Raw genomic sequence first — 10,012 nt, forward strand, 5'->3', positions numbered from 1 at the left:
TTTGTGGAGAGATCTGGACGTCGCTACCGATAACCATTCATTGAACCAGCAGTGTGACTAAGCAATAAGATGAGAGAACGTCGCTTGATAGTACGCATTGTGCTTGGACTGTCCCGAAGGCACAATAAACAAATTGAACTGACCTAGTTGTGGATGCTCAAACTGATAGGTGCCTTGGTCCAACAATTGCCCTTGTTTGCCGCGAAAGGTTAGAGAAAATTGTTCAAGTTGATCGGACCGACCTTGGTCTTCCACCTGATCTAGTTGGAGGCGGAGCCGTTCTCCCCGTTCAGTTAGGACATGTAAGGTCTGGTCCTTGAGCGTTTCAAAGGTAGAGTAATGCATCTGGCTTAGGCCGACCCCAGTCTGAGTATCAAGCGTTTTAGCCACCAATTGGTGTTGTCGTTTTGTATTAGGGATAGAAAATGACGTTCCGGCTGTGGCTAAAATGCTGCCAGAAAATAATAAAAAATACCGTCGTGAAATACTCATAGCAGTCTATTGATATCCATGAAACTATATTTTGAGTATTCAAACCATTGATATGAGCTTGAAATAGCCTTAACTGTTACTTTAATAGAGGCTATTGGGGGAGTAAGCTTTAATATTAGCTAGTTTTACCTATCAAAACAGCAAGGCTTACCAGTCATTATAAGTCTTGCTGTTTTGACAAAAAATTAAGAAATAGTATTTTTTAGGCAGATGTAAGTCGTGATTTAAGTGCGTGAACTGAAAAACTTATTTTGCACTGTATTTTATCCTTATACATTTTATTTCTTCTAGCCTCAAAAATGCATATATCTGTCGACTTTTATCTCTTAGTTAAGAGGCATTGAATTATTTTAAAAACCGCTATTGAGCAAACTGAGAGGTTAGATTTAGAGAGACTCAAAGTTGATCTTACTCGCAACTAATTTAATCTTTAATTGAATTATCGAGTCAAAGAAAAAATATTTTTTACAAAGAATCCGATTAGTACCGATTTATCGTCTAAATTCTTCTGATTCCCTCTGTTCAACCTCTCATCCCTTCCCGTCCTAAGATTTCATAGAATGACCAGTTTTCAAGCATTGACGATGCAAGGGTTGGTCCAACTGGTCGTCACTACTCATTCTTTTATCGGGGGGAGGGGATTTGATTGATGTCCTTGTGATTCAACCTCCGACAATACTTCATCAGGCAAGGCGTAGGAACTTGCCAATGTTTTCTCATCTCCTTCTAGAATTTCAGGGAAGCAAATCTGTGGTAGCACTGCTATGGAGAAGATTTCTTGGACTGCATCTTCAAAACGCAGGAAACCAATAATCTCTCCCGTTTCGATATGAATGACCCAAATTCCACAAGTGCGCTCTTTAAGTCTGTCGGTCAGAGGAATGCCACTAAAGACAGCAGACTCCCGAACCTGTGACAATCCCACAAAAGCCAAAGGACCATAAAAGTCAATGCCACGGGTAAAACCAGGTAATTCAACTACCGTTGTTAATTGTCCGGTCTTTAGATCAACAGTCGCAACTGATCCATTGCCTGATTCTAATACCCATAGCTGACCCGCGTAATAGCGCGGTGAATGCGGCATAGATAATCCTTGGCAAACGACCTCATTGTTTTCTACATCCATGAGGATGCCTCCCACTGCCTTGTGGGACCGCCAGCCCTGGGGGGTATTGGTCGCACCTAAAGCAGTCACATATTTAGGTCGTTGGTTCACAATGGCTAAACCATTGAGGTGACAGCGGTCCTCAGCCGCTAAGCCAGAGATAAAAGGGGGTCGCCATCGAGGGATAAAACTGTAGGCATTTTCTAAGGTACACAGGCAAGAGAACCGAGTATTGACTATCCACAATTCCTCACTAGCCCAAGCCATTTCATGAATATCAATATCACCTGTGAAGTGGATATTACGGGGAATGTAGCAGGCATCATGTTTGTCTACAGGCTTGAGTTGGGCAGCCACAACTGGCATATTATAGAGCTCAACGAGCTGGTAGGCTTCACCAATTGCCATGCGAGTGGCGTTCGCAGCAAGGCCCATAGGTCTATTAAAGTGACGAAAGTGGGTATTAAGTTGATTGTTCTCGGCCCGTATCAAAATAACCTTGCCGGCCTGATAAGTGGAAACCGCTAGTGCGAATTTATTCTGACTTAAAAGCTGGGCTAGATTTGATGTATAGACACTTCGCAGTGGCGCATTCTCGGGAACAGTTTCGGCAGATATCATTATTTTGCTAGGCAGCAGTTTTCCATCTTAAGGACAAGCACTTACATTCGTAAAGGGAGGAGTAGGTGGAGCACCAGGGGGGACCAAGGTGCCGTCGAAGTTAACGATCGCATTGTTATTGTTGGCATTGATATTCGCTAAATCCACCACCTGAAATGTACTCCCATTAGAGATTAAATTAATGTCCGTTCCCCCTGCAGTTGCAAACGCCGGATTGGTGCTATTGTTACCGGTAATTGAGGCACAAATAGGGTTGCCGCCATAATTATTGACTAATACACCGTCCCTCCCTGATTGGGGAATAATATTGTCAGCGATCGTCGCAGCGGTGATAGTACCATTGGCAAAAGTAGCGACATAGATACTATCAGCATCGTTACCAGATGTCGTTATGGTGTTCCCAGAGATAGTTGCTGCAGTAATGGTGCTATTGCCAACAGCGCTAACATAAACGCCACTCCCATAGACGCCAGATGTCGAGATCGTATTCCCAGAAATATTGGCTGTAGTAATAGTGCTGTCGCCTAATGGCAAGACAGTAATACCATAGGCAAAATCTCCAGATGTTGTGACAGTATTCCCGGATATATTAGCGGTGGTGATAGTGCTATTGCCGATGGGCTGGACGAAAATACCTGGGGAACCAAGTCCTGATGTGGTAACGGTATTCTCAGAAATGTTGGCTGTAGTGACAGTGCTGTTATTAATGGAGCGGACAAGAATACCTGCGGCGGCGTCCTGAGAGGTTGTTACTATGTTTCCAGAGATAGTGGCCAAGTTAGTCTGACTATCATTGAAAAGGTAGAGATTAATCCCACTAGCTTCGGACCCTACCTCATTGACAGTGTTACCAGAGATCGTGACTGTATTGAGCTGGCTGCTGTTGTAAACATCAACATCAATCCCCTCATCACCTGTATTGCTGACTGTATTGCCCGAAATTAAGACACTGTTTAAGTTAGTATTGCTCAACCCCAGGTCAATGCCATCATCTGTTGCCTGGGTCACTACATTATTCGTAACCTCCACTGTGCCAGTTAGATTTTGCAAACGAATGCCATTATCTGCATTCGTAATCTGATTTTGGTCAATGACCACATTCTGAACACCAACCGCCTCCACGCCATTGGCCCCATTGGGATTAATCGCAAACCCTGACAGCAAGGTATTGTTCCTCATGGTCACCGTCCCCGTCACCGTGGGGAACTGACCATTCCCCGAAAAAGGGAGTTGGGCCATCCCCAAGTTGAGACTGACTGGGGGGGACAACTGGGAGGTAATCGGGGCTACTGGAATCTGTTGAATCGGTCCTTGGGAGCGCACCTGAACATTATCAGGAATTGTAAAAGCCGGAATCCCCGGATTGGTCCCTTGAGCAACATAGACAATGTCATTCCCATCTCCTCGCGTTGCCGCTAGGGCTTCTGCTACTGTGCCAAAGGGTGACTCAAACGTGCCATCGCTATTGCCTAACCCCAAGTTGACATGATTAAAAAACCAAGGTTGTCCCGTTGCTGGATTGATGGCTGCAACGGCTCGGTTCTCTGTCTGTACCTCAGTGGCTGTAGGGGTATCAACAATAACGTTATTGACGCGATTGACGGAAGATCCCATGCGGGCTGCAACGCTATTCTCTTGGGTAATTGGCCCTTTCGGTCGATTCTCTGGCCAGGTAAAGGTGATATTCCCCAACACATGAGTGCCGAAAAAAGCATCGTGCTGAACGCCCACCCCAGCACTAATATTACGAGTGGGCTGCATTTGCACGCGGAATCGGGCTCCAAAGGTATTGCCGCGAATACCACTATGAAGAAAATACGATCCTAAAAAAGCCTGTAAATCTCCTCCATTCTTAAAGCGAAAGAGTTGTTTACCAATTTCAAGATCAACGCCTGGTAAAGCTTCTTCGAACTGGCGGATAATCTGCAGCTGTCGTTGGACATCTAATACTAAGGCATTTCCTGCAAAGCGGGGTTGACCACTGAGTTGTAAGCCTGTATCTACAATACTTTGTCCCGTCTGGCGCTGAGTGGTGCCTATGGGCCAAAAGCCATTGAGGTAAAAGTCTACATCACTGCCTAGGCTTTCGAACCCTAAACCCAGCTGTTGAAAGGTGTTGTTATCGGTATTGCGAATATCAAAGCCCAGATGAGCGCCAAGGGTACGGTTAAGGGATTCACTATATTGACGATACCCAAAAATGACATTACCTCCCGGATTGCCCCGATCATCGATGAGAAGGCGACCTTCAAAAAAGGTAAGGGCTTGGCCAGGGTCTTGCCAGAGAGGGATAAAGGTTTCGACGCGGGTAGTAGTGTCGGTGCCACTGCTGGGACTATTGGCACCGACCCCGACACGAGGGCCAATGCGTAAGTCTTCTGCTTGAGTAGAGGGGCGAGGAGTTTGAGCGTGCGTGAGGGCAGACCAGTAGAGGAGGGTGACCAAAGGAAGGGCGGTACTGATGAAATGGCGGTACACAAGCATAAACACTCCTTCACAGGTTAGGCAATCAGACAGGGGATGCAGGATAGTCCCAATAACAATTGGATAATAAGTTGAAACTTAATAGATTATTCTTCACAAAAATATTGAAGAAATATTCTCTCACAAAAAGATAGAGGTGGTACCGCGATGGCAGCGTACAGTCTGATTAAATCATCACCATAAAAAGATTGATAACTATTGATGCTGCCTTATTTAAGCTGGAGGTTTAATCTACTAGTAATATATTGGCTTTTATGCTTTGAATAGTTATTCTTCTTATATTTCAATACTGTAAAGAGCAAGGTTGATAAGGGGCCCACAATGGATAAACTATCTTTGTAATAAAAATTATTAAATCAGTATTTGCAGCGGATAGATAACGAAGACTATCTACTTCATCTATCGAGCTATCTCAGTCGATGAATAGGCAAAAAAAGGATCAATTTTTGAGGCAAAAAATCACAATGCTCACGAAATAAGTGATTTTTTTTGGCATTAAATAGGTTTTTTTGTATATTTCTTGATTTTTCTTCGCCTTAAATCTTCTTAAGCTAAAACCATAAACTGTAAAATACAGAAAATATTAAATTTTCTGTAGATTTTATTGAGGGCTTTGAGAAAAGATAAATTTCAAGTTAAGAGAAAAAGTTTTAGGTCTACATTAGATTAAATTTATTTTTAATAACACTTTTTTCATGAAAGCTAAAAAAACAGGCTAATCTTCATACGTTCCATCAGCTCTACTTAGTTCCCAAGTGGCTGAACAAGTATCCTTTTAACGTTTTTTAGCCTTAATCAGCACTTTCTTGAGTACGTTTTGTCAATGATATTGGTTGAAAGTGTCCTTAATATTTTGTTGATGACTTCGTGATTATTGATGTAAATACAAATATCTCACTCAGTTGAAGAGTCCAACACCATTTGTGCGGAACGGCTTTTGAAAAGACTATCAAGACATCAATATATTTGTTGGACTTTCGTTTAATATGCAAGGGGCAAAATTTATGTTAAAGACACTAACGCTATCTGATTTTACGCCGCTCATTGGCAGCACTTTTCAAATTCAGGATCAATTAGAGGTGCCCCTACAGCTTGAGCTAAGGGAGGCCAAAAAACTAAATGATCTCTCGGCTCGTTTAGATAATCGATCTGAGTCTTTTTCGCTGCTGTTCCTGGGACCAGATGATGTGGTTTTGCCTCAGCGGATTTATGGCCTGCACCATTCCCACCTAGGAGACCTGAGTCTTTTCTTGGTACCTGTAGCTCGTCGGGAAGACGGTATCTGCTACGAAGCTGTATTTAACTAGCGATGTTTCGCCATTAAGGTAGGAGTACCCCCTATGGTTTCTCTCTTGTCTCAATTTTCTATTGATAGGGAGCTTCTGGCAGATTATGACTTGTGTCTGCGCGCCATTACTGAAGCAGATCAACCGTTTCTCTATCAACTGTATGCCAGTACCCGTGAGGAGGAATTAGCTGTTGTCCCTTGGTCTGAGGAGCAAAAGCAGACCTTTCTGGCGTTTCAGTTCAATGCCCAGCATACGTTTTATCAAAGCCAATTTAAAGATGCCTATTTTTGGGTGATTGAGCAGGCAGATTTGCCAATTGGTCGGTTGTATTTGGATCAACGGGCTGATGAGATTCGCATTATTGATATTGCTTTGATGCCAGGCTGTCGCGATCGCGGCATCGGTACGGCCTTGTTGACGGCCATCTTGGCAGAGGGACGAGCTAAACAACAGCCCGTCAGAATTCATGTGGAATATAGCAATCGTGCCATCACCCTCTATCGCCGTCTGGGGTTTATGCAAATAGGAGGCGACGATGTTTACAAGTTGATGGAATGGTCCTCTTGAGATGTCTGGCTCTGGAGTACTCTAGTCCCCCAGATTTAGCATCAGGATACAAGTTCGATAGGGCTTGTGGTTTCTTGTTTCAACTGTTCGTGTGACATCGGTTACGAAGTGTTCAGGCTGTCATGAAATAGGAGTGTAAAGTATGACCGAACCGTATCTTGGCGAAATTAGAATCTTCGGGTTTAACTTTGCCCCACGGAATTGGGCCCAATGTGATGGCTCAACTTTATCAATTAGCCAAAATCAGGCGTTGTATTCCATTTTAGGAACTACCTATGGGGGGGATGGTCGAACCTCGTTTGCCCTACCTGATTTGAGGTCTCGTACCCCCATTCATGCTGGGGATAGCGGTACATCGGGAAGTAGCTCTCGCTCTCCAGGGACACGAGGTGGGGAAGAAACGGTCGCATTAAGCATTAACCAAATCCCCTCCCATACTCATACCATCTCAGCCAGTGCAGATGCTCCAAACCAAAATACGGGGGTGAATACGTATCTAGCCGCAGCAGACATCTGGGCTGAACCAGACCCGTTGGTCACGATGGAAAATGGAACGTTCACGTCCACAGGAAGTGGACAAGGGCATGAGAATATGCAGCCTTTCCTCACCCTCAACTACTGCATTGCTTTAGTAGGAACCTTCCCGCCTCGTAACTAAGGAGATTAAACGATGACTGAACCATATATTGGCGAAATTCGCATGTTTGGAGGCAACTTTGCTCCTGTTAATTGGGCATTTTGTGATGGATCATTGCTAGCAGTGAATCAATATGATGCTCTCTTTTCTCTGCTTGGGACCATTTACGGCGGGGATGGTCGCACAACTTTTGGATTACCCGATTTGCGGGGGCGTATTCCTCTTCACTACGGCTCAGGAGTAGGGCTGACCACTCGAAACCTTGGCTCAAAGGGCGGAGCTGAGTCTGTAACATTGACCACAGCTCAGTTGCCTAGCCACAACCATGGCAATCTGCAAGGAACAACGTCTACATCTGTTGGCACAACTCCATCTGGTCGAGTTCCAGGGACCAACACTTCGCTGACACCCTACGCAACCTCTGGCCCTGATCAAGTTTTAAATTCGGGCTCAGTATCCCTGGTTGGTGGCAGCTCTTCCCACAGTAATTTAATGCCAACCCTGGCCATTAACTTTATCATCGCATTGAGTGGCATTTATCCATCCCGGAACTAGAGGTAAGAAAAACAATGGCAGACCCATTTATTGGTGAAATTAGAATTTTTGCGGGTAACTTTGCGCCCAGAGGCTGGGCCTTCTGTAATGGGAACACAGTGTCGGTTAGTCAAAATACTGCGCTGTTTAGCATCCTAGGGACCATTTATGGTGGTGATGGTCGAACAACCTTTGCATTGCCTAACTTGCAAGGTCGGTCACCCAGAGGCGTAGGTCAAGGGCCTGGATTAAATAATGTTCGTATAGGAGAAAAGTCTGGGAATGACACTGTTACTCTAAACGAAAGCCAAATGCCCAGCCACAATCATTCATTGGAGGCAACATCACAATTTTTTGGCGCGTCTGGCGATCCCACCAATCGCACGTTTGATGATATCACCCAATTCCAAGACACTAACTCTAACTTGGTCAGCTTATCCGCTCAGGCGATCGCATCCCAGGGAGGGAGCCAGAGCCACAATAATTTGCAGCCTTACTTGGTGGTGAATTACATTATTGCCCTAGAGGGAACGTACCCGAGCAGAGGCTAAACGTGTTTGGGAGCGAGACGGCGGAACCGTCGCTCCCCCCAAATAGATGTCTCTCCGTCTGCGCAGGTGGAGGGACGTTTTTGATTTCAAGCGTAAGCCCGTAGGACTTACGCTGCCGCATTTATGGTTGGCTAATATCCACCTGTTCAGCAGTGCCACCGCTTAACGTGCCCAATGAGACAACGTCAGCAGCCCCCAAAGGATTACCATTTAACGTATTATTGTTAGCGACAAGAGTGGTGAAGAGATCGCCAGTAAATCCTTCCAATTGCAAGGTTCCAGCAGACTCACCAAATGCATAGGCACCCGCTTGCCCACCAACTTCGTCAACATCATTATTCGTGACATTCAAAGTCATAACCGCATCACCACCAATGATGCTTTCGACAAAGAACCCTGTGGCAATATTTTGTGTAATGTCAATTGTATTGTTGTTGACAGTGACATCAAAGGTTCCTCTTCCACTCCGAAGCCGGATCCCTGCTTCACTAGGGCCACTAACGGCAGAGATAGTATTACCATCGATTTCTAAGATAACCGTTGGATTAACGGAGCCAACTGCTGTTGCAGTAAAAGCAATCCCGCTACCTCCACCGCTATTAATATTGATGGTGTTGGTATTTACCCGACCCTCCAATGTGGGAGACCCAATGGCCACAAACTCAACACCGTTACCACTATTGACATCAATATCATTGCCAATGATGTTGAAATCGATTTGCGATGAGTTATCCATTACAAATTCAATCCCTGTACTTTGCAAACTGCCTGAGTTGAAGGTGTTATCCACCACATCAATACGGACATTCGCAGAGCCAGAGGTATTGAGATCGAGCAGACCATTGAGAGTCGCGCCATTGAACGTGTTGTTGAAGACGTCAATGTCTGCTGTCCCGGTGTTTATTGTCAGGTTTAAGGTTGAGGCGGTCACTCCACTGATAGTGGCTGTGCCCACATTAGTTCCTGAAAGTGTGCCGTTAATGATAGGGCTATTGGCCGCAGATCCTGTTAGAACAGTTCCACCCAGAGAGAAATCAGCTCCTTGGCCAATCAAAAATTGATTAGTCTCTAAGGCGAAGTTCTCGTTGTAGGTACCCGCTGCAACATAGATGACATCACCATTACCGGCCACAGCTTGTGCTTCTGCAAGGGTTGTGAAGGGGTTTAGAAATGTCCCATTCCCGGTACCAACGGCCGTATCATCATCTACATATATAGCCTCGCTGCCTACATTAAAGGTAGCTGTCGCTGTCGCTGTATTGCCTATAATATCCGATACTGTAAATGTAAAAGTGTCAACCACATTGACATCGCCAGCTTCTGGTTGATAGTAGAAGCTGCCATCACTGAAGGTCGTAATCGACCCACCCTGAGTGGTTGTGAATGTACCCGCCTGAACCGATAGCATATCCCCTACATCAGGGTCTGTAGCACCAGTGAGGAGGCCTACACTACTAGTGATTGAAGCAACTTCAGCCCCAGGAACATCTGCTCCAGCTACTTCTAGGACACTATTCGCCAAGGTATTGTAGGTTTGATTCTGGGCTGTTGGCGGCGAGCCCTCTGCCACCACATCAGTCACAGAGACGGTAATGTCTTGAGAACCCGTCAGTCCTCCTGAATCCGTGACCGTGACTTGGAGATCGTAGTTGTTGTCAGCATTGGCATCCCCTGGGGCCTCAAAATCAGGTGCAGCATTGAACGTCACGACCCCATTGGCATCAATGCCAAA

Annotated in this window: 9 protein-coding genes; 5 read left to right on the forward strand and 4 right to left on the reverse strand. The window is 45.3% G+C overall.

Translation table 11 applies throughout. The features are described from left to right. Nucleotides 1-57: 57 nt before the first annotated feature. From Q0991_RS23690 to Q0991_RS23700, 3 genes are all read right to left on the reverse strand, one after another. Entirely contained in the window at nt 58-492 is a 435-nt protein-coding gene (locus tag Q0991_RS23690) for a hypothetical protein (RefSeq protein WP_299493316.1), read from the reverse strand. Between the two features lie 616 nt (nt 493-1,108). Continuing rightward, nucleotides 1,109-2,218 (reverse strand): TIGR03032 family protein, encoded by a 1,110-nt coding sequence (locus Q0991_RS23695; protein ID WP_299493318.1) that lies wholly within the window; start codon nt 2,216-2,218, stop codon nt 1,109-1,111. A 27-nt stretch (nt 2,219-2,245) separates the two neighbouring features. Then, nucleotides 2,246-4,702, reverse strand: coding sequence for a right-handed parallel beta-helix repeat-containing protein (locus tag Q0991_RS23700; protein WP_299493320.1), 2,457 nt, complete (start codon nt 4,700-4,702; stop codon nt 2,246-2,248). Nucleotides 4,703-5,706: 1,004 nt separating this feature from the next. Between Q0991_RS23700 and Q0991_RS23705 the strand changes: the two genes are divergently transcribed. From Q0991_RS23705 to Q0991_RS23725, 5 genes are all read left to right on the forward strand, one after another. Beyond that, nucleotides 5,707-6,009 (forward strand): hypothetical protein, encoded by a 303-nt coding sequence (locus Q0991_RS23705; protein ID WP_299493322.1) that lies wholly within the window; start codon nt 5,707-5,709, stop codon nt 6,007-6,009. Nucleotides 6,010-6,042: 33 nt separating this feature from the next. Next, nucleotides 6,043-6,558, forward strand: coding sequence for a GNAT family N-acetyltransferase (locus tag Q0991_RS23710; protein WP_299493324.1), 516 nt, complete (start codon nt 6,043-6,045; stop codon nt 6,556-6,558). Nucleotides 6,559-6,700: 142 nt separating this feature from the next. Next, nucleotides 6,701-7,216, forward strand: coding sequence for a tail fiber protein (locus Q0991_RS23715; protein ID WP_299493326.1), 516 nt, complete (start codon nt 6,701-6,703; stop codon nt 7,214-7,216). 12 nt (nt 7,217-7,228) lie between these two features. Next, nucleotides 7,229-7,750: a tail fiber protein gene (locus Q0991_RS23720; RefSeq protein WP_299493328.1), complete on the forward strand. Its 522-nt coding sequence runs from the start codon at nt 7,229-7,231 to the stop codon at nt 7,748-7,750. 14 nt (nt 7,751-7,764) lie between these two features. Beyond that, nucleotides 7,765-8,280: a tail fiber protein gene (locus tag Q0991_RS23725; protein ID WP_299493330.1), complete on the forward strand. Its 516-nt coding sequence runs from the start codon at nt 7,765-7,767 to the stop codon at nt 8,278-8,280. A gap of 121 nt (nt 8,281-8,401) precedes the next feature. On the opposite strand, the gene Q0991_RS23730 is transcribed toward Q0991_RS23725, so the two are convergent. Beyond that, the coding region (locus tag Q0991_RS23730) for a cadherin-like domain-containing protein (protein ID WP_299493332.1) at nt 8,402-10,012 on the reverse strand (1,611 nt) is incomplete at its 5' end.

It is taken from the genome of Acaryochloris sp. IP29b_bin.137 (assembly GCF_028285745.1).
GTDB lineage: Bacteria > Cyanobacteriota > Cyanobacteriia > Thermosynechococcales > Thermosynechococcaceae > Acaryochloris.

Bases quoted from the DNA above. Each gene is read 5' to 3' on its own strand.
- Q0991_RS23690 (WP_299493316.1), bottom strand. From the start codon at position 492: ATGAGTATTTCACGACGGTATTTTTTATTATTTTCTGGCAGCATTTTA.
- Q0991_RS23695 (WP_299493318.1), bottom strand. From the start codon at position 2,218: ATGATATCTGCCGAAACTGTTCCCGAGAATGCGCCACTGCGAAGTGTC.
- Q0991_RS23700 (WP_299493320.1), bottom strand. From the start codon at position 4,702: ATGCTTGTGTACCGCCATTTCATCAGTACCGCCCTTCCTTTGGTCACC.
- Q0991_RS23705 (WP_299493322.1), top strand. From the start codon at position 5,707: ATGTTAAAGACACTAACGCTATCTGATTTTACGCCGCTCATTGGCAGC.
- Q0991_RS23710 (WP_299493324.1), top strand. From the start codon at position 6,043: ATGGTTTCTCTCTTGTCTCAATTTTCTATTGATAGGGAGCTTCTGGCA.
- Q0991_RS23715 (WP_299493326.1), top strand. From the start codon at position 6,701: ATGACCGAACCGTATCTTGGCGAAATTAGAATCTTCGGGTTTAACTTT.
- Q0991_RS23720 (WP_299493328.1), top strand. From the start codon at position 7,229: ATGACTGAACCATATATTGGCGAAATTCGCATGTTTGGAGGCAACTTT.
- Q0991_RS23725 (WP_299493330.1), top strand. From the start codon at position 7,765: ATGGCAGACCCATTTATTGGTGAAATTAGAATTTTTGCGGGTAACTTT.